A 22,718-nucleotide genomic window follows, 5' to 3' on the forward strand; every position below is an offset into this window, starting at 1 on the left:
ATGGTCGGGGTAGGGGGATTCGAACTCCCGACATCCTGCTCCCAAAGCAGCGCGCTCACCGGACTGCGCTATACCCCGATTTGAAATTGGCTCCGTGACCAGGACTCGAACCTGGGACCCAATGATTAACAGTCATTTGCTCTACCGACTGAGCTATCACGGAACTACATATTTCAAGTTACTGCGGTGAAACTTGCAGCTTCTCGACATCGTTTTCGCATCGCTGCGTTCGTGTGTCTGAGGCGCGCCATTCTACAACCTGGATCACCTTTGTCAACCCCCAAATCGCTTTCAAGTTAATGATTTGCAACTTGTTTCGGATTTCAGCTCAGTGAGCTGAGACCCTGTGGGTGACTGACTGCGGGGCGCACTTTACAAGCCTTTTCCTTAGAGTTCAACAGCCTGGCGAAAAAAAAGGCCTCGCAGTGCGAGGCCTTCCAGTTTCAGTATCAGTTGAACGTGATCTCGTCGTTCTCCACGACACCGGTTGCAGTTTCGCCAGGCAGGAAACGCCCCGACAGAATCAACTGCGCCAACGGGTTCTCGATCCAGCGCTGGATCGCACGCTTCAACGGCCGTGCGCCATAGACCGGGTCGTAGCCGACGGCAATCAGCTTGTCCATCGCCTCCGGACTGAGCTCCAGCTTCAGTTCGCGCTCGGCCAGACGGCTGCGCAGACGACCCAGCTGGATCTCGGTAATGCCCGCGATCTGATCCCGAGCCAATGGTTCGAAGATCACCACTTCGTCGACCCGGTTGATGAACTCCGGACGGAAGTGCGTGGAAATCGCATCCATCACCGCTGCACGTTGTGCCTCACGATCGCCGACCAGTTCCTGAATCTGCATCGAACCCAGGTTGGAGGTCATGACGATTACGGTATTGCGAAAATCCACCGTACGCCCGTGGCTGTCGGTCAGACGACCATCCTCCAGCACCTGCAGCAAAATGTTGAACACGTCCGGGTGGGCCTTCTCGACTTCGTCCAGCAGGATCACCGAGTAAGGCTTGCGCCGTACCGCCTCGGTCAGGTAACCGCCCTCTTCGTAACCGACGTAGCCTGGCGGCGCACCGATCAGACGCGCCACGGAGTGTTTCTCCATGAACTCGGACATGTCGATCCGCACCATCGCCTCTTCAGTATCGAAGAGGAATTCCGCCAATGCCTTGCACAGTTCGGTTTTACCGACGCCGGTCGGGCCGAGGAACATGAACGAGCCACTCGGACGGTTCGGGTCGGCCAATCCGGCACGAGAACGCCGCACCGCGTTGGCCACGGCGACCACCGCTTCATCCTGACCGATCACGCGTTGATGCAACAGGCTTTCCATCTTCATCAGCTTGTCGCGCTCGCCTTCGAGCATTTTCGACACGGGAATGCCGGTCCACTTCGAGACGACTTCGGCGATTTCCTCTTCGGTCACCTTGCTGCGCAGCAACTGGTTTTCGGCCTTGCCATGCTGGTCGACCATTTGCAGGCTGCGTTCCAGATCCGGGATCACCCCGTACTGCAACTCGGCCATGCGGTTGAGGTCGCCTTTGCGGCGCGCAGCTTCCAGTTCCTGACGGGACTGTTCGATCTTCTGCTGAATCTGCGCAGAACCCTGCACCTCGGCTTTTTCCGAGTTCCAGATTTCCTCCAGATCCGAATACTCACGCTCGTGGCGATCGATTTCTTCCTGGAGCTTTTCCAGACGTTTCTTCGCCGCGTCATCGCTTTCTTTCTTCAGCGCCTGGGATTCGACTTTCAGTTGAATCAGGCGACGCTCCAGACGATCCAGCACTTCCGGCTTGGAGTCGATTTCCATGCGGATGCGGCTGGCGGCTTCGTCGATCAGGTCGATCGCCTTGTCAGGCAGCTGCCGATCGGTAATGTAGCGATGGCTGAGCCTGGCCGCCGCGATGATCGCGCCGTCGGTGATCGCCACCTTGTGGTGAACCTCGTAACGCTCCTTGAGGCCACGCAGGATCGCGATGGTGTCTTCTTCGCTCGGCTCGTCCACCAGCACTTTCTGGAAGCGCCGCTCGAGGGCTGCGTCCTTCTCTATGTATTGGCGGTACTCGTTGAGCGTGGTCGCACCGACGCAATGCAATTCGCCACGGGCCAGAGCCGGCTTGAGCATGTTGCCGGCGTCCATCGAGCCTTCGCCCTTCCCGGCGCCGACCATGGTGTGCAACTCGTCGATAAACAGAATGATCTGCCCTTCCTGCTTCGACAATTCGTTGAGCAGCGCCTTCAGGCGTTCTTCGAACTCGCCGCGATACTTGGCGCCGGCAATCAGCGCCCCCATATCGAGGGACAACAGACGTTTGCCGCGCAGGCCATCCGGCACTTCACCATTGATGATGCGCTGGGCCAGACCTTCGGCAATCGCGGTTTTACCCACGCCAGGCTCGCCGATCAGCACCGGGTTGTTCTTGGTCCGGCGTTGCAGCACCTGAATGGTGCGACGGATTTCATCGTCACGGCCGATCACCGGATCGAGCTTGCCGTCTTCGGCACGTTTGGTCAGGTCGACCGTGTATTTATCCAGGGCCTGCCGCGATTCTTCGTGGTTGGCGTCGTTGACCGCCTCGCCACCGCGCAGGTTGTTGATGGCGTTTTCCAGCGCCTTTTTGCTCACGCCCTGGCCGAGCAGCAACTTGCCGAGTTTGCTGTTTTCGTCCATCGCGGCGAGCAGCACCAGTTCACTGGAAATGAACTGGTCACCTTTCTGCTGAGCCAGACGGTCGGCCTGGTTGAGCAGACGCGCCAGATCCTGCGACATGTTCACGTCGCCGGTCGGGTTCTGGATTTTCGGTAATTGATCGAGCTCTTTGGTCAGCTCTTTACGCAGGCTGTTGACATCGAAGCCCACCTGCATCAACAGGGGCTTGATCGAACCACCCTGCTGATCAAGCATGGCTTGCATCAAGTGCGCCGGCTCGATGGCCGGATGATCGTGGCCGACAGCCAGGGATTGGGCATCGGACAGCGCCAACTGTAATTTGCTGGTTAAACGGTCTATACGCATGGGTCACCTTCCTTTTGAGCAGGCCGGACCTAAAAAACCATCCTGAATAAAGAAACCTGCCAGATACCGCTATAGATGCGGTCGATTCTGGAAGATTCAAGCGTCAGGGAGTTGATGCAGATCAGACAAGCTTAGCGGGCGCCGGGCGACTCAAGCCAGATAAGGGAGGCGAAGCGACCGGTGCGCGATGCACGGCGATAAGAGAAGAAGCGCGGATCGGTCACGGTACAGAAACCGCCGCCATAAACAGCAGTGACACCGCGAACCGCCAGACGCAGCCGCGCCAGCTTATAGATGTCGGCCATGAACTTGCCCGCGTTGTGGCTCGGGACAAAAGCTGTCTCGGCTTCGGGCAGTTGATCGATGAAGACTTCCCGGACTTCCGGGCCGACTTCGAAGGCTTGCGGGCCGATGGCCGGTCCGAGCCAGACCAGAATGTCTTCAGTCGGCACATCCAGGCTATCGAGGGAGGCTTCCAGCACGCCGGCCGCCAGCCCACGCCAACCGGCATGCGCCGCAGCAACGCGAGTACCGTCACGGTCGCAGAACAGCGCCGGCAGGCAATCGGCGGTCATTGCCGCACACGCGATACCGGGTGTTGCCGTCCAGCTGGCATCTGCCGTGGCCACCACGGACGGATCGGCATGCGCCACGTCCGTTCCGTGGACTTGCTGCAACCACGCAGGTTTTATAGAGAAGTACTCGGTCAGACGCCGACGGTTTTCGGCGACCGCTTGGGGGCTGTCATCCACATGATCGCCCAGATTGAGACTGTCGAACGGCGCCTCGCTGACACCACCCTCACGGGTGGTGACACAGGCCTTGACGCTGGCCGGCGCGGGCCAGTCCGGCGTCAGCCAGTTCATCCGACGAAAGCCTCGCGATCCTGCTTGAGCAGGGTCAGCAGCCAGACCAGATCTTCCGGCAACGGCGATTCCCAGCTCATGCGCTCACCGGTGGTCGGGTGATCCAGCTCCAGGAACCGCGCGTGCAGCGCCTGACGCGGGAAGTGCTTGAGGGACTCGACCATGGTCGGGCTCGCCGCCGGCGGGATGCGGAAACGACCGCCGTAGGCCGGGTCGCCGACCAACGGAAAGTTGATGTGCGCCATGTGTACGCGGATCTGGTGAGTACGACCCGTCTCCAGCTTCACCCGCACGTGGGTGTGGGAACGGAAACGCTCCAGCACACGGTAATGGCTGACGGCAGGCTTGCCGCCTTCCATCACTGCCATGCGCTGGCGCTGCTGGCCGTGACGACCGATAGGTGCATTGATCTTGCCGCCGGCCGTCACCACGCCGATCACGATGCATTCGTAGATCCGGCTGACACTGCGGCTTTGCAACTGCGCGACCAGTTTGGTCTGCGCCTGGATGGTCTTGGCCACCACCATCAGACCGGTGGTGTCCTTGTCCAGACGATGCACGATGCCGGCGCGCGGGACATTGATGATGTCCGGCACATGGTGCAGCAAGGCGTTGAGCAAGGTGCCGTCGGCATGGCCGGCAGCCGGGTGCACCACCAGGCCTGCCGGCTTGTTGATGACCAGAATGTCGTCGTCTTCGTAGACGATATCGAGCTCGATGTCCTGGGCGACCCATTCACCCTGGGCCTCCTGCTCGGCGGTCAGTTCAAGGACGGCACCGCCATGAACGATGTCGCGCGGGCGGATGACCGCCCCGTCCACAGTCAGGCGACCTTCTTTGATCCAGGCGGAAAGGCGCGAGCGGGAGTGCTCGGCGAAGAGTTGGGCGGCGACTTGATCGAGGCGTTGGCCGCCCAATTCGGACGGCACCTCTGCGCGAAGTTCAATTTTATCGGACATGCTCGGACTGGGCGTCGGCTACAGCCTTTGGTTTCGGCTGCGCGCTTGTGGTTAAATACGGCGTCTTTTGCCCCGGGGCTTTTCAACGGGGCGCTCATCATAACAGGACGGCCCCGCCCAAGACAGCGGCCGTCATAGGGACGCAAGCCGCCATGCAAGTGAAACACCTGCTGCTGATCGCCATCCTCGCATTGACCGCCGCTTGCTCATCGAAGGAAGTCGTTGACGAAAACCTGAGCGAAACCGAGCTGTACCAGCAGGCTCAAAAGGACCTGGACAACAACAGTTATACCAGCGCCACCGCCAAGCTGAAGGCTCTTGAGTCGCGCTATCCGTTCGGTCGCTACGCGGATCAGGCACAGCTCGAACTGATTTATGCCAACTACAAGAACTCGGAGCCGGAAGCTGCAAAATCCGCTGCCGAGCGCTTCATTCGTCTGCATCCACAGCATCCGAACGTCGACTACGCCTACTACCTCAAGGGTCTGACCTCGTTCGACCAGGACGTCGGCCTGCTGGCGCGCTTCCTGCCGCTGGACATGACCAAGCGTGACCCGGGCGCTGCCCGCGACTCCTACAACGAGTTCGCCCAGCTGACCAGCCGCTATCCCAACAGCCGCTACGCGCCGGACGCCAAGCAGCGCATGATCTACCTGCGCAACCTGCTGGCCGCCTACGAAATCCACGTGGCCGACTACTACCTGACCCGTCAGGCCTACGTCGCCGCAGCGAACCGTGGCCGCTATGTCGTGGAAAACTTCCAGGAAACCCCGTCGGTCGGCGACGGCCTGGCGGTCATGACCGAAGCCTACCAGCGTCTGCATCTGGACGAGCTGGCAGCCACCAGTCTGGAAACCCTGAAACTCAACTACCCGAACCACCCGAGCCTGAAAGACGGCCAGTTCGTACCGTCGGTGGCCGAAGCCGACAACCGTTCGTGGCTGAGCAAGGCGACTCTGGGTCTGATCGAGTCCCGTCCACCGCTGCCACCGGGAGAAACCCGCGCCAACCAGGACGTGCAGAAGCAGTTCCAGGACGCGAAAGACGCGATCCCGAACGAGCTCAAGCCCAAAGACGAAAACGGCGAAGTGATCGAGCCGCCGGAAACCGAGTCGAGCAACACCGACCGTTCCTGGTTCAGCTACATGACCTTTGGTCTGTTCGACTGATCAACTCAGTGATGTTGAAAAAAGGGAGATCTTCGGATCTCCCTTTTTCATTGCCACATTTTATTACGCTGTGCGCCTGTCGAGTCCTTGGCTAAACTGCCGGATCATCAGCCAAAAAGCCGCCCATCATGCTTCGTTTACTCTTCTGGATCGCCCTGATCGCTGCCGCCGTCTGGCTCTGGCGCAAACTCAAGGCCCCCGTCGCACCTGCGCCCTCCTCCCGCGAACAGGATGCCGCACCGATGGTGCGCTGCGCCCACTGCGGCGTGCATCTGCCCCGCGACCGTGCGCTGAACCTGCAACAACAGTGGTATTGCAGCCAGGCTCATCTCGAGCAAGGCCCCGGCTCCAGTGCTCGCTGAGGCCACCAGCGCCACTCGCAAACAGGCCCAGCGACTGCTGCGCCTTTATCACCTCTACCGTTTAAGCGTCGGCATCACCCTCGTGCTGCTGATCTCCAGCAACATGGACAACCGCCTGCTGACGTCAGCCGATGACGAGTTGCTGCGCAATGGCAGCTGGTTGTACCTGGTGCTGAACATCCTGCTGGTGGTGTTTCTGGAAAACATCCGCCGCCCCGCCCAGCTGTTCGGTCTGGCACTGGTCGACATCCTGCTGCTGTGCGGGCTGTTCTACGCCGCTGGCGGCGTCGCGAGCCCGGTCGGCAATCTGCTGATCGTCTCGGTGGCGATCAGCAACACCCTGCTGCGAAGAAGAATCGGCCTGTTGATCGCGGCCATCGGCGCGCTCGGCATCGTCGGTCTGAGTTTTTTGCAGAGTTTCGACCATCCGTTGAGCGCCAATGACTATCTGCAAGCCGGCACCCTTGGCGCTCTGTGTTTTGCCGGTTCGCTCATGGTGCAGGGGCTGATCCGCCGTCTCGAAGTCAGCGAGACGCTCGCCGAGCAACGGGCCAGTGAAGTGGTCAGTCTCGAGGCCCTCAATGCCCTGATTCTGCAACGCATGCGCACCGGCATTCTGGTACTTGATGAGCAACGCCGGATACAACTGGCCAACCACAGCGCCCGGACGCTGCTGGCGCAGTCGCCTTTGGAAGGCCAGTTGATCGACGAGTATTCGACCGCGCTGGTCGAGCGTCTGAATCTGTGGCTGAACAATCCGGCCCTGCGCCCGCAAAGCCTGAAAATCGCAGCCAACGGCCTGGAGCTGCAACCGAGCTTCATCGCACTGGAACAGAGCCCGAACCGCCAGACCCTGGTGTTTCTCGAGGATCTCGCGCAGATCTCTCAACAGGCCCAGCAGCTGAAACTCGCCGCACTCGGGCGTCTGACCGCCGGTATCGCCCACGAGATCCGCAATCCGCTGGGTGCCATCAGCCATGCAGCGCAGCTGCTGCAGGAATCCGAGGAACTCGACGGCGCAGACCGGCGTCTGACGCAGATCATCCAGGATCACTCCCAGCGCATGAACCGAGTCATTGAAAACGTCCTGCAACTGTCCCGCCGCCAGCAGAGCGCGCCGCAGCGGCTGGACCTCGCGCCCTGGCTGACGCAGTTCGTCGCCGAAGCCCGGGAACAGGCCGGCGAACGTCAGCGGATTCATTTGCGGATCGACAGCGGGGACTTCCGCACGCTGATGGATCCTGGCCAGTTGACGCAAATTCTCGACAATCTGTTGCGCAACGGCTGGCGACACAGCGCCCTGCTGCACGATCCGGCCGAAGTCTGGCTGACACTGTTCATCGACCGCGAAAGCCAGCTGGCCGTGCTCGAAGTGCAGGATAACGGCCCAGGCGTGGCGCCGGATCAGCAGTCGCATCTGTTCGAACCCTTCTTCACCACCAGCAGCCAGGGCACCGGCCTTGGGCTTTATCTGTCCCGTGAGCTGTGCGAAAGCAACCAGGCCCGCCTAGACTTCAAACCACGCCAAGGCGGCGGCTGCTTTCGCATCACCTTTGCTCATGGACGGAAACAAAGTTGAACACGAGCCCACGGCAAAAAATCCTCATCGTCGACGACGAACCGGATATCCGCGAACTCCTGGAAATAACCCTGGGACGGATGAAACTCGACACTTTCAGCGCTCGCAACCTCGGCGAAGCGCAGGCCCTGCTGCGTCGCGACACATTCGATCTGTGCCTGACCGACATGCGCCTGCCGGATGGCACCGGGCTGGAGCTGGTTCAGCACATCCAGCAACGCCACCCGCAATTGCCGGTGGCGATGATCACCGCCTATGGCAGCCTGGAAACCGCGATCAACGCACTGAAAGCCGGCGCTTTCGACTTCCTCACCAAACCGGTGGACCTCGCTCGCCTGCGCGAACTGGTCACAACCGCGCTGCGCATGCCGGCGACAGGCAACGTCTGCACGTCAATCGATCGCCGGTTGCTGGGTGACTCGTTGCCGATGCGCAATCTGCGCAATCAAATCGACAAACTGGCCCGAAGTCAGGCGCCGGTCTACATCAGCGGGGAGTCCGGCAGCGGCAAGGAACTGGCCGCCCGCCTGATTCATGAACAGGGGCCACGTGCCAGCCGGCCATTCGTACCGGTGAATTGCGGGGCGATTGCTTCGGAATTGATGGAAAGCGAATTTTTCGGTCACCGCAAAGGCAGTTTCACCGGCGCGGTTGACGACAAGCCAGGGCTGTTCCAGGCTGCCCATGGCGGTACGCTGTTTCTCGATGAAGTGGCGGACTTGCCGCTGTCGATGCAGGTCAAGCTGCTGCGGGCGATCCAGGAAAAAGCCGTACGCAGCATCGGCGGCCAGCAGGAAACCGTGGTCGATGTGCGCATTCTCTGCGCCACCCACAAGGACCTGGACGCCGAAGTCGCTGCCGAGCGCTTTCGCCAGGATCTGTATTACCGGCTGAACGTGATCGAATTGCGTGTGCCTTCCCTGCGCGAACGTCGTGACGATATCGAGGCGTTGGCCAGCCATATGCTCAAGCGTCTGGCGAACGGTACCGGCCAACCGGCTGCGCGCTTGCATCCACAAGCGTTGGAGGCATTGAAGAACTACCGTTTCCCGGGAAATGTGCGAGAACTCGAGAATGTCCTCGAACGTGCGCACACCCTGTGCGAAAACCGCGTGATCGAGGCCGACGACCTGCGTCTGAGCGAGGGCAATTGCGCAGTCGAGGGCGGTATGGCCGATCTCACGCAGATCGACAACCTGGAAGCCTATCTTGAGAACGTCGAACGCAAACTGATTCTGCAGGCGCTGGAAGAAACCCGCTGGAACCGTACCGCAGCGGCCCAGCGGTTGAATCTGTCGTTTCGCTCGATGCGCTATCGACTGAAGAAACTGGGCCTGGATTAAGGGCCCCTTCGCGGGCAAGCCCGCGAAAGCGATTTGTCAGTCATCAGAAGAGAAACTGACTAGATACGCCCGGTCGGGGCATAAGGCGCCGGATCGATGATCGGCGCTCGCCCCAGCATCACATCGGCAAACAGCTGACAGGAGGCCGGTGCCAGCACCAATCCGTTGCGATAGTGCCCGCAGTTGAGCCACAAACCATCGAATCCGGGCACCCGTCCAATATAGGGAATGCCTTCCGGCGAGCCCGGACGCAACCCGGCCCAGTGCCCCACCACTTCGGCATCCGCCAGCGCCGGCAACAACTCGACCGCCGAGGCCTTGAGGCTTTCCAGTGCAGGGCCGGTCGGGGTCTTGTCGAAACCTTCGTGTTCCAGCGTACTGCCGATCAGGATATGCCCGTCCCGTCGCGGAATCGCATATCGCCCCTTGGCCAGCACCATGCTCGGAAGGAAGTCCGCCGCGCACTTGTAGAGAATCATCTGGCCCTTGACCGGCTCCACCGGCAGCGAAAGATTCAGCGTCTTGAGCAGCTCACCGCTCCACGCCCCCGCCGTCAGCACCACCTGATCGCCGTTGATCACGCCCTTCGAGGTATCCACACCGACAACCCGTTCGCCCTCCCGGACAAACCCGCTGACCTCGCACTGCTCGTGAATCGTCACGTTCGGCAGTGCCTGCAACGCCGCTTTCAAGGACTTCACCAACCGCGGATTGCGCACGTTCGCCACGTCAGCCATGTAGATCGCCCGGGAGAATCCACCGCCAAGCACCGGCACCGCATCATGGGCCGCGGAGATATCCACAGCCCGCAACGGACGTTTTTCCCGCTCGGCCCAGGCCAGCGCTTCGGCTTCGTCATCCAGATCCAGCCAGTACAGGCCGGTGGTATGAACTTCAGGATCGACGCCGGTATCGGCAAACAACCGCTCGCCCAGCTGTGGATAAAAATCCTGTGACCAGTGCGCCAGCGCCGTGACCGCCGGGCTATAGCGCCACGGATAAAGAGGGGAAACGATACCACCGCCGGCCCAAGAGGACTCCCGGCCCACGTTCGAACGATCCAGCAGCACTACGCTGCGTACTTCGGAGGCGAGGTTGTACGCGGTCAGCAGGCCAATCACCCCGCCACCGACGATCACCACTTGCTGTTGCCTGGTCATGTTTGTTCCAACTGTAAAAAAGACAGCGGGTGCAAAAGGCACCCGAATGAATGCGCCTCAGCGGCCCCAGCAATCCTTGGTGGCGAGCCCGGCTGTCGCGTTGACCATGCTGCGCACACCCGTGTTGGTGAGGGTGAAGTCGCCGCACTTGTCGCCGGCCATGGTCGTGCCGGCCTTGCGGGTAGCGGTCAGCAGATAAGTCTGGTCAGCGATGGTCGGGGTGATGGTATAGAAATCATTGCCCGTGCTGAGCCCGGTGACACCGGTGTAAACGTTGTTCCGGGTGTAGAAGCGTTCGAGGATCTGCGCCTGCTCGTTCAGCAGCGAGGCCACTTCGGCGCGGCGCCCCTTCTTCAGGTATTCGGTATAGCTCGGTGCGGCAATGGTGATGATGATCCCGATGATCGCAATCACGATCATGATTTCGATCAGGGTGAAACCTCGGATGGATCTGCGCATGCCTCAACTCTCGCTTACTGTATTTGTCGCCACATGATACGACGGCTGCCACCGCCGGATTTTTCCACCAGGGTGGTGATCCCGCCACTGGAATCGTTCACGATCTTGCGTGATGCGCCGTTGACGATGGCGTTCAAGGTAGGAATGCCACCACTGAACACCACACCGCTGGAAATCGTGTCATTGGTGTCGACCACGCCGTCGGCGTTGGTGTCGAGGACCGCATAGTTGAGCATCTTACCGCTGAATGCATCGAGTTCGACCAGTTTGCCGGTACCGAAGCTGGAACACGGGTCGGTGGTATCGACACTGGCGGTGGTGAATACGATGCGCCCCAGCACCAGGCTGGCCTGGTTGATCACCCGTTCGCCGGTCAATACGTTGTTGTACACCAATGGCAGATACCAGCCCTTCTCCGCAGGATAAGTGGTGTCGTTCTGGGTCGTGGTAATGAACTGCCCAGAACTGCCCGAGAACACACCGGTGATGGCCTGCGCCTGCAAACTGCTGACCGTCAGTTGTCCCGAGCCGCCATCGGCATCCCACACCGAGTAGAACGCCTGCAGATCCTTGTTGGTCTTGTCGGCGGTTTCGTTGAATTTGCCGGTACCGAAGAAGATCTGTTTTCCCCCCAATGAATTGTCCGCGAGCAACGGCTGCGCCGTGATCGGTTGCGTCGTGCCGCCCGCCGTGGTGAACAGTGGCTTGCCGGAAAACGCCACGCCCCAGCTGTCGGTGGTGGTCGCACTCAGGTCGAACTTCCACAGGCGGCCCTTCAAATCCCCGCCGTATGCAGCCTGCACCACGTTCTGCGAATTGACCTTGAGCTTCACCGAGGACAGTCCGTTGGTGGTTTCGGTATTGTCGATGACGATTTTCTTGATCAACGAACCGTCGCGCACGTCCAGTACATACAACGCTGCCACCCCCGAATTGCTGCCGTAGCCGTTGGCGATGAAAGCCGCCCAGCGACCATCGGCCAAGCGTGCCACTTCCGGACGGGCATAGGCATAACCCAGATCATTGAAAACGTTCGTGGTGCTGGCAGTGGCCGGTGCGCTGACTTCCCACAGTGCATTGAGAATGTTCCCCGCCGAGGCGTCGAACAATTGCAACGCATAGAACGTCTTGCCACCGGCCCCGGTGCCGCCGATGGCGAGGGTCTTCCAGGCTGTGCCGAATTGGGCGTCGTAGACACCGACCTGCCCGTCCACCAGAAACTTGTGGCTGACGCCGTTGATGTAGTTGGGGTCGGCGATCAATCGCAGCGACGGCAGGACGCTCGACGGCATGTAGGCATAACGCCGGGTGCCGTTGGCCGGGTTGATCACGCTGACGAACCCGTCGTTGCCGTTGACCACCAGATTGGCGTTCATGTTCGCAGCCTTGGTGGTCAGGTAGCTGGTGTAGGTGGTGTCGCCCGAGAGATCGGAAGCGGTCTTGTCCGAGGGCGAAGCCAGCACCAGCGGCGAATTGATGATGTCGCCCAGCAAAACACTGCGAACCTTGAGCCCGGTCTTGTTGGTGCCCTTGCTCCACTCCACCAGATCGTTGCCACTGATACCGGTGGGCAGACTCTGGCCCAGCGTTGTCTGCTGAGCCGCAGAGAAGTTGCCGTAAGCCAGCGTTACCGCCGCGTTGCTCAAGGTATTCCACGATTGATAGATCGGTGCCGTGGCGCCAGGGACGATGGCGGTGTCGGTCGTCCACAGCACCGTCGAGGTGTTGACCGTCCCGCTCGAGGTGAAACCGAAGGACTTGATGGTGCCGCGCCAGTCCCGGGGATCGTAACTGGTCTGGAAATAGCTGCTGCCGCTCACCAGCGTCGTACCACTGGTCACGCCACTGCCGCCGGAACCGGCCTTGGAAGTGATGTCGCTCAAGGCCGCCGACAGTGCGGTGTTGAGTCCGGCACTGTCGGTGGCCTGGTAGTACCTGCCCTGCCCGTACGCCGCCGCGTCCGACAGCATGTCGTTATCGGCGGTGAAACCGACGGTATAGGTGTTCATGTTCTGCTTGGGGAAATCCACCGCGTTCCAGCTCTTGCCAGCCGCATCCGTACCGGACGAACGCATGTCGATGTCGAAGGCGAACTTGGCGATGTCGTCCAGGTACAGCGTGTCACCCTCGTTGTCACCGTTGAGGTTGTTCCCGTCATTGTTGATACCGTCCCAGTTCGGCAGGCGGCTGCCGCCCAGCGGGTCGTTGGTGGGGAACGTGCGGTCGTAGGTCGGCAGACCGTCGGTAATCACTACCCCGTAGTTTTTCTGGCAGCGGTACTGGATCGGACTGGTGTAGGTGCTGGGCGTGGAGTTGTAGTACGGCGCCATGCCACGCATGTAGCGGGTGATTTCGTAATAGGTCTCCGCCAATGGCGTATTGGCCACGGCGCTCAAGCCGCTGATCGCGGAGATCAGTCCGTTGTAGTTGCTGTCGGCCTGAGCCTGGGTCACGCTGCCGCTGACGGGTGCCAGGTCGCTGATGGATCGGGCGATGTAGCCGCCGTTACCCGGGTTGTTGCTGGTGGCCGCGTTGAAGGTCGACAAGCCGAAACGCAGGTTACGGTTGCTGGTCACCAGGGCGGTGGAAACGTTGCGCGCGACGTTGATCCGGTAGTCGTTGGGAATCGCACCCGTGGTGAAGTCGCGGGTGCCGTTGCTGATGGCCAGGCCGACCACGTAGGAAATGTAATCCCCGTTGTATCGGGTATTGCCGCCTCCCACCGGATCCGGCAGCTTCAGGCACAGTGGCGTCAGGCTGTTGTTGTAGAACGCGAAGGCGCCACCGGAACAGCCTGAGGTCGGCAGGCTCGACAGAAATATCGGGTCGCCGGTGATGGCTGTGGAACTCAGGCACAAACCAATCACGGCGTTGCACTGTCGGGCCGGTGTGCGAGTGACCGTGGGATCGAAGCCCGCGGCGTAAATGATGCTGTTCATGCTGCCCGAGTCGTCGATCAGCAGGATGACATTCGGTGGCACGGCGGCGGCACTGAGCAAGGGCGAATCCGACGGCGTGAACGCATAGGCCGGTGCGGCCAGATATAACCCCGCAAGCAATCCCGCGAACCACGACCACCTGCCAGAGCGTCGTTCAGTACTTCGCATAGACACTCTCCACCACACTGCGTGAACTGCCGGCGATGCCGACCGCCGTGACCCGGTACAGCGTCGCCGAGGTATTGCTCGGGACGTTCACCGCAGTGAGCGTGGTGCCGATGTTCTGTACCCCGTAGAAACCGCTGCCGGCAGCGATCCAGGTCACCCCGGACGTCGAATTGAACCCCGCCGCACTGACCACCGATGACTCCGCCGGCGGTGCGCACTGGGTGACATTGGCACACACCGCCAGCGAATAGCTGCTCAGTTGCACCGCACTTTCACCGATTCGCAGCGCCGCCTCGGCGGTCTGGAACGACTGATTGCGCAGGCTCACGCTGCCGGCCATCTTTTCCTGCAGGTTGGCGCTCTGCATCGATGACAGGCCGATCACCGTCAGGAGCAGCAGAAACACCAGGCTGACCAGCAGCACCATGCCACGCTGGGTTCTTCGTTGATGCAGAGAAACATTCATCCGCCGGCCCTCACTGCAAGCGGTTGCGCAGAGCGGCAACCACATTGAAGGTCTGGTTGGCGACCCGGTTGTTCGGGTCGGTAAGGGTCAGGGTCAGGCGTACGCTGCGGATCCGTGCCGGATCGCCGGGGTTGCTGCTGTAGGTCGAGGCAGAGACATCCGTCGCCGAAGCGGCGAGCCCGAACATCACCGTAAATGCACTGACGTTGTTCACCAATACCTGCTGGGTCGGCGTACCGCTGCCGGTGCCCATCAGAATCTGGTTGTTGCTGAAGCTGTAGATCAGACGGCGGATCGGGAATGCGATTTGCCCGGCCGCCGGCGTCTGCAGGTTGCTGTAGGCCGTTGCGCTGTTGCGGCAATCGGAAACCACCGTCCAGGTCGGTGTTCCGCCGCCATTGCCGACGTCGGCGGTGACCAGCGTCAACTTGAGATTGGTGTTGTCCCAACTGATCGGCGTGATCTGTGCGGCGTTGAAATCACCGCCGGTGCTGGAGTCGGTAATGGTCCCGAGGCAGCCGAACATCCCGACCATGCGAATTTCCTGAATCATCTTGCTCAGCACGAACCGGGCATCTTCCTGCATGGCCGCAGAGGTGTTCTGGCTGACATAGGTGTTTTTCGCCGCCAGAAATGTCTGCACGACGCCCAGCACGATAATCAGCCCCAGCGCCAGGGCGATGAGCATTTCGATCAGACCGAAACCCCGGTTATGGCGCTTCATGGCGACGCCACCGGATCGACCGTGGCCCGGCTGGTCAGGACAAAACTGCGCGGGGCGCTCGCGGTGTTGGCGGCCCGCGAGTCACTCCAGTTGATGGTGATGGTGTACACCCGCTGGTTCAGGGTGATGCTGCCGGTGGCGGTCGGTCCGCCGAAATTGACGATATTGGTGGTGAAGTCATAGAGATCCTGATCCCGGGTGACGTTCAGGTTGCCCGCGGTCGGCGGCGTCACGGTGTAATCGGCGCCGGAGTTGGCACGAATGCGGTCCATCATGTCGTAGGCGATGAAACTGGCCTGACTGGTCATCCGCGAGCTGTCGGTGTATTTCAGCGCATTGAGCTGAACCGCCGCCGCCCCCAGCAAGCCGACCGTCAGCACCAGCAATGCCACGAGGATTTCGATCAGCGACATGCCTTCCTGTGCAACTCTGCTCCCTGCCCTCATCCGCAGCTTCCACCCGATTGAATTCGTCCGTTCAGACACACGTTCAGCGTCCTGCTTTGGGTTCCCAGCGTATAGCTGAACACCACCGCCGTGGACGGTGCCGCCAGCCCCCCCAGATTGTTGAAATCCAGCGCGTTTACTCCTGAGGTTAGCGTCAGAGTGGCGCCGCTGCTCATCGCTGGAACAACCCGCAATACATTGGCCGAAGTGCCAGTACTGTCGTAGACCGACAATTCGCCGGTCCAGACGCTGCCCCCGGCCGTCGGGCGCAAACGGATGGTGGTCCCGCGATCGATGGCCTCCAGTCGTGCATAGTTGAGCGCCCGCTGCAGGTCGCCGACTTCGGTATCGGCCTTGCTGCCCTGTATCGATCGGGTAAAAGCCGGTACCGCCATCGTGATCAGGATCACAACCAACGCGACCGCCACCAGCAACTCGATCAGCGTGAAACCTTTTGTACGATGATCCATCGATGCCCTCCGTTGCCGTCGGCTATACCTGCCCTGTAAACCTAGAACATTCGACCGGGTTACGTCGGTTGATTTGCCCTGCCCGGCGCACGGATCGCGTCGCACACCCCGCTTCAAGGAGGAAATGCTCATGCCGCAACAGGGATTCAGTCTGGTCGAACTGCTCATGGGACTGGCGATCGGCGCGATTGTTCTGTCACTGGTCAGTCCGGCGCTCGCCACGCTGAAGGAGTCGAACCATCGGCAGCAGGCCGCCGAGTCACTGATCAGCGGGATCCGCAATGCCCGCAGCCAGGCGATCACGCGCAATCAGAGCGTAGTGATTCACGGCATCGACGGGGATTGGAGCCGGGGCTGGCGGATCATTCTGGATGTCAGTGGCAAGGGGCCGGAAGACAGCAGCAATCCGCTGCTGGTCGAGCACGCCAGCGATGGGCGAATACCCATTGTCGGCAACTGGTTCGTCAGTCGGTACATACGGTTCAGCAGTCTGGGGCAACCGCTGATGCCCGGACGGGCGTTTCAGGCAGGAAAACTACATATCTGTTCGACCCGCGAGCCGGTCAGCCAGCTTCAACTGGTGCTGGCGGCGACCGGTCGCGTGCGCCTGACCAGCGAAAAGGCTGAACAGGCGCTGTGCCGAAAGGATAAAGCGTTCAGATCGAGCGGACGCGCAGCTCTTTAGGCATAGAGAAGGTGATGTTTTCTTCTCGCCCGGCCAGTTCGTCGGCACCGGTGGCCCCCCAAGCCTGCAATTGCTGGATCACGCCGCGCACCAGCACTTCCGGCGCAGAAGCCCCCGCGGTAATACCGATACGCTCGACACCATCGAACCAGCTCTTTTGCAGGTCTTCGGCGCCATCGATCAGGTAGGCCGGCGTAGCCATGCGCTCGGCCAGCTCACGCAGACGATTGGAGTTGGAGCTGTTCGGGCTGCCGACCACCAGCACCACGTCGCATTCGTCGGCCAATTGCTTGACCGCATCCTGGCGGTTTTGCGTGGCATAGCAGATGTCGTCCTTGCGTGGCCCGCCGATAGCCGGGAAACGCGTGCGCAGGGCATCGATGACCCGGCTGGTGTCATCCATCGACAGCGTGGTCTGGGTGACGAAGGCAAGTTTCTCCGGGTTACGCACCTGCAATTCGGCAACATCCTCTTCGTCTTCGACGAGGTAGATGGCACCGCCATTGCTGGCGTCGTACTGGCCCATGGTGCCTTCGACTTCCGGATGTCCGGCGTGGCCGATCAGGATGCATTCGCGACCGTCGCGGCTGTATTTCGCAACTTCGATGTGCACCTTGGTCACCAGCGGACAGGTGGCGTCGAACACTTTCAGGCCACGGCCTGCAGCTTCGGTGCGTACCGCTTGCGAGACGCCATGGGCACTGAAGATCACGATGACGTCGTCCGGCACCTGATCCAGCTCTTCGACGAAGATCGCGCCACGACTGCGCAGGTCTTCGACGACGAATTTGTTGTGCACCACTTCATGACGCACGTAGATCGGCGGCCCGAAGACTTCCAGGGCGCGGTTGACGATTTCGATCGCCCGGTCCACACCGGCGCAGAAGCCACGGGGGTTGGCGAGTTTGATTTGCATGCTGTGCCTCGTGTCTTGCGCGCAAGAAATAGCGAAAACGGTGGAAAACATTGTGGGAGCGAGCTTGCTCGCGAAAGCGGTGTGTCAGACAACATCTACGTTGAATGTCAGTCAGCATTCGCGAGCAAGCTCGCTCCCACAGTGGTTCTGCATTGTACTCAGATCGCTTTGACGTTGATGATCTCGACGTCAAAGGTCAGCGTCTTGCCGGCCAGCGGATGGTTGAAGTCGACGGTCACCTGCGCGTCGTCGAATTCCTTCACCACACCCGGCAGCTCAGTATTGGCCGCATCGTTGAAGATCACCAGCAGACCCGGCGACAGCTCCATGTCCGCGAACTGCGAACGCGGCATGACCTGCACGTTTTGCGGGTTCGGCTGGCCGAACGCGTTTTCCGGCTCGATGGTCAGCGTACGCTTGTCTCCGGCCTTGAAACCGAACAGTGCCGCTTCGAAACCCGGCAACAGGTTGCCATCGCCGACCTTGAAGGTCGCCGGGGCCTTGTCGAAAGTGCTGTCGACCGTGTCGCCGTTCTCCAGGCGCAATGCAAAGTGCAAGGTGACTTCCGTGTTCTGGCCGATGCGTTGCTCAGCCAATACCTGTTCAGTCATGAACGGTTTCTCCGGATTTCTTGGATTTGAACATGTCCAGTGCCAGCATCACCGCACCCACGGTAATAGCGCTGTCGGCGAAGTTGAACGCCGGGAAGTACCAGCGGTTCTGCCAGTGCACCAGAATGAAATCGATCACATGGCCGAGCGCAATGCGGTCATACAGATTGCCCAGCGCGCCGCCCAACACCAGCGCCAGCGCAATGGCCAACCAGGTTTCGTTGCGGCCCAGACGCTTGAGCCAGACCACTAGCACCACACTGACCACCACCGCGATCAGGGCGAACAGCCAGCGCTGCCAGCCGGAGCTGTCAGCCAGGAAGCTGAATGCAGCGCCGGTGTTGTAGGCCAGGGTCCAGCTGAAGTAATCGGGAATGATCACGATCTGCTGGTACATCTCGAGCTTGCCTTCGAAGTAGAACTTGCTGGCCTGGTCGATGACCAGTACCAGCACGCTCAACCAGAGCCAGCCCAGCCGTCCGAAACGGCCAACGGAATCAGGCATAGTGACGAACCTCGCCGGCGCCATCGATGTTGTCCACGCAACGGCCGCAGATTTCCGGGTGCTCCGGGTTCACGCCGACGTCTTCGCGGCAGTGCCAGCAACGGGCGCATTTCGGGAAGGCCGATTTGACGATCTTCAGCTTCAGGCCGCTGACTTCGGTGGCCACGGCATCGGCCGGAGCCTGCACGAACGGCGCAACGCTGGCAGTCGAGGTGATCAGTACAAAGCGCAGTTCGTTGCTCAGCCTGGCCAGGTCGGCGCTCAGGGCGTCTTCGGCGTACAGCGTCACTTCGGCCTGCAGGTTGCCACCAACGGCTTTTGCCGCGCGCTGGATCTCCATCTCTTTGTTGACCGCGACCTTCACTTCCATGATGCGATCCCAGTAGGCGCGACCCAGTTCGAAGCCTTCCGGCAACTCGGTCAGGCCTTCGTACCAGGTGTTGAGCATCACCGACTCGTTGCGCTCGCCCGGCAGGTATTGCCACAGCTCGTCGGCGGTGAAGGCCAGGATCGGCGCGATCCAGCGCACCAGCGCTTCGGAGATGTGGAACAGCGCGGTCTGGCACGAACGACGGGCCTTGCTGTCGGCACCGGTGGTGTACTGGCGGTCCTTGATGATGTCGAGGTAGAAACCACCCAGCTCCTGCACGCAGAAGTTGTGGATCTTCGAGTACACGTTCCAGAAACGGTATTCGCCGTAGTGCTCCTGCAGCTCGCGTTGCAGCAACAGGGTGCGATCCACCGCCCAGCGATCCAGTGCCAGCATGTCTTCGGCCGGCAGCAGGTCCTTGGACGGGTCGAAACCGGTCAGGTTGGAAAGCAGGAAGCGCGCAGTGTTACGGATGCGGCGGTAGGCGTCCGCGCTGCGTTGCAGGATCTGCTCGGATACGGCCATTTCGCCGGAGTAATCGGTCGAAGCGACCCACAGACGCATGATGTCGGCACCCAGGGTGTCGTTGACTTTCTGCGGCGCGATCACGTTGCCCAGGGACTTGGACATCTTGCGGCCGGACTCGTCCACGGTGAAACCGTGGGTCAGCAGCTCGCGGTACGGCGCGTGGTTATCGATGGCGCAACCGGTCAGCAGGGAAGAGTGGAACCAGCCACGGTGCTGGTCGGAGCCTTCCAGGTACAGGTCGGCACGCGGGCCGGTTTCGTGGCCCATCGGGTGCGAACCGCGCAGTACGTGCCAGTGCGTGGTGCCGGAGTCGAACCAGACGTCGAGGGTGTCATTGATCTTTTCGTACTGCGACGCTTCATCGCCCAGCAACTCGGCAGCGTCCAGCTTGAACCAGGCCTCGATGCCTTCGTTTTCGACGCGCTTGGCCACTTCTTCCATCAGCTCGACGGTGCGTGGGTGCAGTTCGCCGCTTTCCTTGTTCAGGAAGAACGGGATCGGCACGCCCCAGTTGCGCTGACGGGAGATGCACCAGTCCGGACGGTTGGCGATCATCGAGTGCAGACGCGCCTGGCCCCAGGCCGGCACGAACGAGGTCTCTTCGATGGCCTTGAGCGAGCGCTGACGCAGGGTGTCGCCGGATACCGGCTCCTTGTCCATGCCGATGAACCACTGCGCGGTGGCGCGGTAGATCAGCGGGGTCTTGTGGCGCCAGCAGTGCATGTAGCTGTGCTCGATGACCGTGGTGTGCATCAGCGCACCGACTTCGGTCAGTTTGTCGACGATGGCCGGGTTGGCTTTCCAGATGAACTGGCCGCCGAAGAACTCCAGCGACGGCACGTAAACGCCGTTGCTCTGAACCGGGTTGAGGATGTCGTCGTTGACCATGCCGTATTTCTTGCAGGTCACGAAGTCGTCCACGCCGTAGGCCGGAGAGGAGTGAACCACGCCGGTGCCCGCGCCCAGTTCCACATAGTCGGCCAGGTACACCGGCGACAGACGGTCATAGAACGGGTGACGGAAATTGATCAGTTCCAGCGCCGACCCCGGTGCGGTGGCCAGCACGGTGCCTTCTACGCCGTAACGGGTCAGGCAGGATTCGACCAGCTCTTCGGCCAGAACCAGCAGCTTGTCGCCGATATCGACCAGCGCGTAAGTGAATTCCGGATGAACGTTCAGCGCCTGGTTGGCCGGGATGGTCCACGGGGTGGTGGTCCAGATCACGATCGAGGCAGGCTTGCTCAGCGACGGCAGACCGAACGCAGCGGCCAGTTTGGCTTCGTCGGCGATCGGGAACGCCACGTCGATGGTCGAGGACTTCTTGTTCTCGTACTCGACTTCCGCTTCGGCCAGGGCCGAACCGCAGTCGAAGCACCAGTTCACGGGCTTGAGGCCCTTGAACACGAAACCGCCCTTGACGATTTCGGCGAGGGCACGGATTTCACCGGCCTCGTTCTTGAAGTCCATGGTCTTGTACGGGTTGGCGAAATCGCCCAGCACGCCCAGACGGATGAATTCGGTCTTCTGCCCTTCGATCTGCTCGGTGGCATAGGCGCGGCACAGCTCGCGGGTCTTTTCCGCGCCCAGGTTCTTGCCGTGGGTCACCTCGACCTTGTGCTCGATCGGCAGGCCATGGCAATCCCAGCCCGGGACATAAGGCGCGTCGAAGCCCGACAGGGTCTTCGAGCGGATGATCATGTCCTTGAGAATCTTGTTCAGTGCGTGACCGATGTGGATCGTACCGTTGGCGTACGGAGGGCCGTCGTGCAGGACGAACTTCGGACGATCCTTGCCAATCTCGCGCAACTTTCCGTACAGGCCAATACTGTCCCAGCGCTGCAGGATCTGCGGTTCGCGCTGTGGCAGGCCGGCCTTCATTGGGAAGGCGGTGTCCGGAAGGTTAAGCGTGGCTTTATAGTCGGTCATTTAAGGCTCTTCATTAGCGATGGGCGCTAGGTGCGGCTAGTGCACGGGCGGCGGCGACATCCGCGGCGATCGCCGCTTTCAATGCCTCAAGGGAGGCGAAACGCTGCTCTTCACGCAGCTTCTGGTGGAAAACCACCGTCAGACGCCGGTCATACAGATCGCCGGCAAAATCCAGAAGGTGTACTTCAAGGTGGGCCTTGCCATCACCTTGAACCGTGGGCCGTACGCCGATGTTGGCGACGCCGGGCCAGGTCTTGCCGTCGATCTCCACGTCCACCAGATAAACCCCGGTAAACGGCACGCGACGGCGCTTGAGTTGTATGTTCGCCGTGGGCGTACCCAACTGGCGGGCCAGTTTCTGGCCATGCAGCACGCGACCGGCAATCCGGTACGGGCGGCCCAGCAGACGCTCGGCCAGAGCAAAGTCGGCGGCGGCCAACGCGTTGCGCACCTGGGTGCTGCTGACGCGAATGCCGTCCAGCTCGACGGTTTGCGCGGCCTCCACGGTAAAACCGTGAACCTGCCCGGCCTGCAGCAGAAAATCGAAATCGCCGAGGCGGTCGCAGCCGAAACGGAAATCGTCGCCGACCTCCAGATGCTGCACGCCCAGGCCATCCACCAGAATCGTATCGACGAATTCACTGGCGCTGAGTTTGCTCAAGCGCTGGTTGAACGCCAGGCACAAGACCCGGTCGACACCTTCGGCGGCCAGCAGCTGCAGCTTGTCGCGCAAGCGGGCCAGACGCGCCGGCGCGGTTTCCGGAGCGAAAAACTCCCGTGGCTGCGGCTCGAATATCACCACGCAGCTGGGTACGCCCAACTCGAGCGCACGCTCACGCAGTCGGCCCAGGATAGCCTGGTGACCACGGTGAACACCGTCAAAGTTGCCAATGGTGGCGACGCAGCCCCGATGCTGGGGGCGCAAGTTGTGAAGGCCTCGAACCAGCTGCATAACGCGCTTCTTGCTCATAAAGTGGCCGATTATAACCACACACGACGGCCGACGACAGGCAACACCGTAACCCAAAGTGATCGAGCCGACAAAACTGCCGG

General features: G+C 61.0%; 20 protein-coding genes and 2 tRNA genes. 5 read left to right on the top strand and 17 right to left on the bottom strand.

What is annotated here, in order from left to right:
• Window position 1: 1 nt before the first annotated feature.
• The 5 genes from BBF94_RS02515 to rluD form a co-directional block, all read right to left on the bottom strand.
• Window positions 2-78: transfer RNA gene (locus BBF94_RS02515), tRNA-Pro, on the bottom strand.
• A gap of 9 nt (window positions 79-87) precedes the next feature.
• A tRNA-Asn gene (locus BBF94_RS02520) sits at window positions 88-163 on the bottom strand.
• Between the two features lie 286 nt (window positions 164-449).
• Window positions 450-3,014, bottom strand: coding sequence for an ATP-dependent chaperone ClpB (gene clpB / locus BBF94_RS02525; protein WP_065257483.1), 2,565 nt, complete (start codon window positions 3,012-3,014; stop codon window positions 450-452).
• A gap of 131 nt (window positions 3,015-3,145) precedes the next feature.
• Complete coding sequence (gene pgeF / locus BBF94_RS02530) at window positions 3,146-3,880, bottom strand: peptidoglycan editing factor PgeF (protein WP_065257484.1); 735 nt, start codon at window positions 3,878-3,880, stop codon at window positions 3,146-3,148.
• Window positions 3,877-4,839, bottom strand: coding sequence for a 23S rRNA pseudouridine(1911/1915/1917) synthase RluD (gene rluD / locus BBF94_RS02535; RefSeq protein ID WP_065257485.1), 963 nt, complete (start codon window positions 4,837-4,839; stop codon window positions 3,877-3,879). The genes pgeF and rluD overlap by 4 nt, the downstream gene beginning before the upstream one ends.
• A 152-nt stretch (window positions 4,840-4,991) precedes the next feature.
• Between rluD and BBF94_RS02540 the strand changes: the two genes are divergently transcribed.
• The 4 genes from BBF94_RS02540 to BBF94_RS02555 all read left to right on the top strand — a co-directional run bounded on the left by BBF94_RS02540 (window position 4,992) and on the right by BBF94_RS02555 (window position 9,292).
• Complete coding sequence (locus BBF94_RS02540) at window positions 4,992-6,008, top strand: outer membrane protein assembly factor BamD (protein WP_065257486.1); 1,017 nt, start codon at window positions 4,992-4,994, stop codon at window positions 6,006-6,008.
• Between the two features lie 128 nt (window positions 6,009-6,136).
• A complete protein-coding gene (locus tag BBF94_RS02545) occupies window positions 6,137-6,370 on the top strand; it encodes a PP0621 family protein (protein ID WP_065257487.1) in 234 nt (77 codons plus the stop codon).
• A complete protein-coding gene (locus BBF94_RS02550) occupies window positions 6,360-7,949 on the top strand; it encodes a sensor histidine kinase (protein ID WP_065257488.1) in 1,590 nt (529 codons plus the stop codon). The genes BBF94_RS02545 and BBF94_RS02550 overlap by 11 nt, the downstream gene beginning before the upstream one ends.
• Window positions 7,946-9,292 (top strand): sigma-54-dependent transcriptional regulator, encoded by a 1,347-nt coding sequence (locus tag BBF94_RS02555; protein ID WP_065257489.1) that lies wholly within the window; start codon window positions 7,946-7,948, stop codon window positions 9,290-9,292. The genes BBF94_RS02550 and BBF94_RS02555 overlap by 4 nt, the downstream gene beginning before the upstream one ends.
• A 59-nt stretch (window positions 9,293-9,351) precedes the next feature.
• Here the strand turns inward: BBF94_RS02555 and thiO are convergent, their stop codons facing one another.
• From thiO to BBF94_RS02590, 7 genes are read right to left on the bottom strand one after another with little or no spacing between them, the layout of a single operon-like run.
• Window positions 9,352-10,452 carry a glycine oxidase ThiO gene (gene thiO / locus BBF94_RS02560; RefSeq protein ID WP_065257490.1) on the bottom strand — a complete coding sequence of 367 codons (1,101 nt, stop codon included), beginning with the start codon at window positions 10,450-10,452 and terminating at the stop codon, window positions 9,352-9,354.
• A 57-nt stretch (window positions 10,453-10,509) separates the two neighbouring features.
• A complete protein-coding gene (locus BBF94_RS02565; protein ID WP_065257491.1) occupies window positions 10,510-10,911 on the bottom strand; it encodes a type IV pilin protein in 402 nt (133 codons plus the stop codon).
• 14 nt (window positions 10,912-10,925) lie between these two features.
• Window positions 10,926-14,018, bottom strand: coding sequence for a pilus assembly protein (locus BBF94_RS02570; protein WP_065257492.1), 3,093 nt, complete (start codon window positions 14,016-14,018; stop codon window positions 10,926-10,928).
• Entirely contained in the window at window positions 14,005-14,484 is a 480-nt protein-coding gene (locus BBF94_RS02575; protein ID WP_065257493.1) for a pilus assembly PilX family protein, read from the bottom strand. The genes BBF94_RS02570 and BBF94_RS02575 overlap by 14 nt, the downstream gene beginning before the upstream one ends.
• Window positions 14,485-14,494: 10 nt before the next feature.
• The gene (locus tag BBF94_RS02580; RefSeq protein WP_065257494.1) at window positions 14,495-15,208 is read right to left on the bottom strand and encodes a PilW family protein; all 714 of its coding nucleotides are present in this window, start codon (window positions 15,206-15,208) and stop codon (window positions 14,495-14,497) included.
• Window positions 15,205-15,654, bottom strand: coding sequence for a type IV pilus modification protein PilV (gene pilV, locus BBF94_RS02585; RefSeq protein WP_065257495.1), 450 nt, complete (start codon window positions 15,652-15,654; stop codon window positions 15,205-15,207). The genes BBF94_RS02580 and pilV overlap by 4 nt, the downstream gene beginning before the upstream one ends.
• Window positions 15,651-16,124, bottom strand: coding sequence for a GspH/FimT family pseudopilin (locus BBF94_RS02590; RefSeq protein ID WP_065257496.1), 474 nt, complete (start codon window positions 16,122-16,124; stop codon window positions 15,651-15,653). Before BBF94_RS02590 ends, pilV begins: the two co-directional genes overlap by 4 nt.
• 130 nt (window positions 16,125-16,254) lie before the next feature.
• On the opposite strand from BBF94_RS02590, the gene BBF94_RS02595 reads away from it, so the two are divergent.
• Window positions 16,255-16,809 carry a GspH/FimT family pseudopilin gene (locus BBF94_RS02595; protein WP_065257497.1) on the top strand — a complete coding sequence of 185 codons (555 nt, stop codon included), beginning with the start codon at window positions 16,255-16,257 and terminating at the stop codon, window positions 16,807-16,809.
• On the opposite strand, the gene ispH is transcribed toward BBF94_RS02595, so the two are convergent.
• The 5 genes from ispH to ribF form a co-directional block, all read right to left on the bottom strand.
• On the bottom strand, window positions 16,781-17,725 hold the full coding sequence (gene ispH, locus BBF94_RS02600) for a 4-hydroxy-3-methylbut-2-enyl diphosphate reductase (RefSeq protein ID WP_065257498.1): 945 nt from the start codon (window positions 17,723-17,725) through the stop codon (window positions 16,781-16,783). The genes BBF94_RS02595 and ispH overlap by 29 nt on opposite strands.
• A 158-nt stretch (window positions 17,726-17,883) precedes the next feature.
• Window positions 17,884-18,321 carry an FKBP-type peptidyl-prolyl cis-trans isomerase gene (gene fkpB / locus BBF94_RS02605; protein ID WP_176704402.1) on the bottom strand — a complete coding sequence of 146 codons (438 nt, stop codon included), beginning with the start codon at window positions 18,319-18,321 and terminating at the stop codon, window positions 17,884-17,886.
• Between the two features lie 7 nt (window positions 18,322-18,328).
• Complete coding sequence (gene lspA / locus BBF94_RS02610; RefSeq protein ID WP_065257500.1) at window positions 18,329-18,841, bottom strand: signal peptidase II; 513 nt, start codon at window positions 18,839-18,841, stop codon at window positions 18,329-18,331.
• Window positions 18,834-21,665: an isoleucine--tRNA ligase gene (ileS, locus tag BBF94_RS02615; RefSeq protein ID WP_065257501.1), complete on the bottom strand. Its 2,832-nt coding sequence runs from the start codon at window positions 21,663-21,665 to the stop codon at window positions 18,834-18,836. Before ileS ends, lspA begins: the two co-directional genes overlap by 8 nt.
• Before the next feature lie 13 nt (window positions 21,666-21,678).
• Window positions 21,679-22,617: a bifunctional riboflavin kinase/FAD synthetase gene (ribF, locus tag BBF94_RS02620; RefSeq protein ID WP_065257502.1), complete on the bottom strand. Its 939-nt coding sequence runs from the start codon at window positions 22,615-22,617 to the stop codon at window positions 21,679-21,681.
• Window positions 22,618-22,718: the final 101 nt, after the last annotated feature.

The sequence above is a fragment of the Pseudomonas bananamidigenes genome (genome assembly GCF_001679645.1).
Classification (GTDB): domain Bacteria; phylum Pseudomonadota; class Gammaproteobacteria; order Pseudomonadales; family Pseudomonadaceae; genus Aquipseudomonas; species Aquipseudomonas bananamidigenes.

Coding starts and splice junctions, on each gene's coding strand:
- lspA (WP_065257500.1), bottom strand. CDS start 18,841: ATGCCTGATTCCGTTGGCCGTTTCGGACGGCTGGGCTGGCTCTGGTTG.
- pilV (WP_065257495.1), bottom strand. CDS start 15,654: ATGAGGGCAGGGAGCAGAGTTGCACAGGAAGGCATGTCGCTGATCGAA.
- BBF94_RS02595 (WP_065257497.1), top strand. CDS start 16,255: ATGCCGCAACAGGGATTCAGTCTGGTCGAACTGCTCATGGGACTGGCG.
- pgeF (WP_065257484.1), bottom strand. CDS start 3,880: ATGAACTGGCTGACGCCGGACTGGCCCGCGCCGGCCAGCGTCAAGGCC.
- BBF94_RS02540 (WP_065257486.1), top strand. CDS start 4,992: ATGCAAGTGAAACACCTGCTGCTGATCGCCATCCTCGCATTGACCGCC.
- ispH (WP_065257498.1), bottom strand. CDS start 17,725: ATGCAAATCAAACTCGCCAACCCCCGTGGCTTCTGCGCCGGTGTGGAC.
- thiO (WP_065257490.1), bottom strand. CDS start 10,452: ATGACCAGGCAACAGCAAGTGGTGATCGTCGGTGGCGGGGTGATTGGC.
- BBF94_RS02575 (WP_065257493.1), bottom strand. CDS start 14,484: ATGAATGTTTCTCTGCATCAACGAAGAACCCAGCGTGGCATGGTGCTG.
- ileS (WP_065257501.1), bottom strand. CDS start 21,665: ATGACCGACTATAAAGCCACGCTTAACCTTCCGGACACCGCCTTCCCA.
- rluD (WP_065257485.1), bottom strand. CDS start 4,839: ATGTCCGATAAAATTGAACTTCGCGCAGAGGTGCCGTCCGAATTGGGC.
- BBF94_RS02590 (WP_065257496.1), bottom strand. CDS start 16,124: ATGGATCATCGTACAAAAGGTTTCACGCTGATCGAGTTGCTGGTGGCG.
- BBF94_RS02565 (WP_065257491.1), bottom strand. CDS start 10,911: ATGCGCAGATCCATCCGAGGTTTCACCCTGATCGAAATCATGATCGTG.
- clpB (WP_065257483.1), bottom strand. CDS start 3,014: ATGCGTATAGACCGTTTAACCAGCAAATTACAGTTGGCGCTGTCCGAT.
- BBF94_RS02570 (WP_065257492.1), bottom strand. CDS start 14,018: ATGCGAAGTACTGAACGACGCTCTGGCAGGTGGTCGTGGTTCGCGGGA.
- BBF94_RS02545 (WP_065257487.1), top strand. CDS start 6,137: ATGCTTCGTTTACTCTTCTGGATCGCCCTGATCGCTGCCGCCGTCTGG.
- ribF (WP_065257502.1), bottom strand. CDS start 22,617: ATGCAGCTGGTTCGAGGCCTTCACAACTTGCGCCCCCAGCATCGGGGC.
- BBF94_RS02580 (WP_065257494.1), bottom strand. CDS start 15,208: ATGAAGCGCCATAACCGGGGTTTCGGTCTGATCGAAATGCTCATCGCC.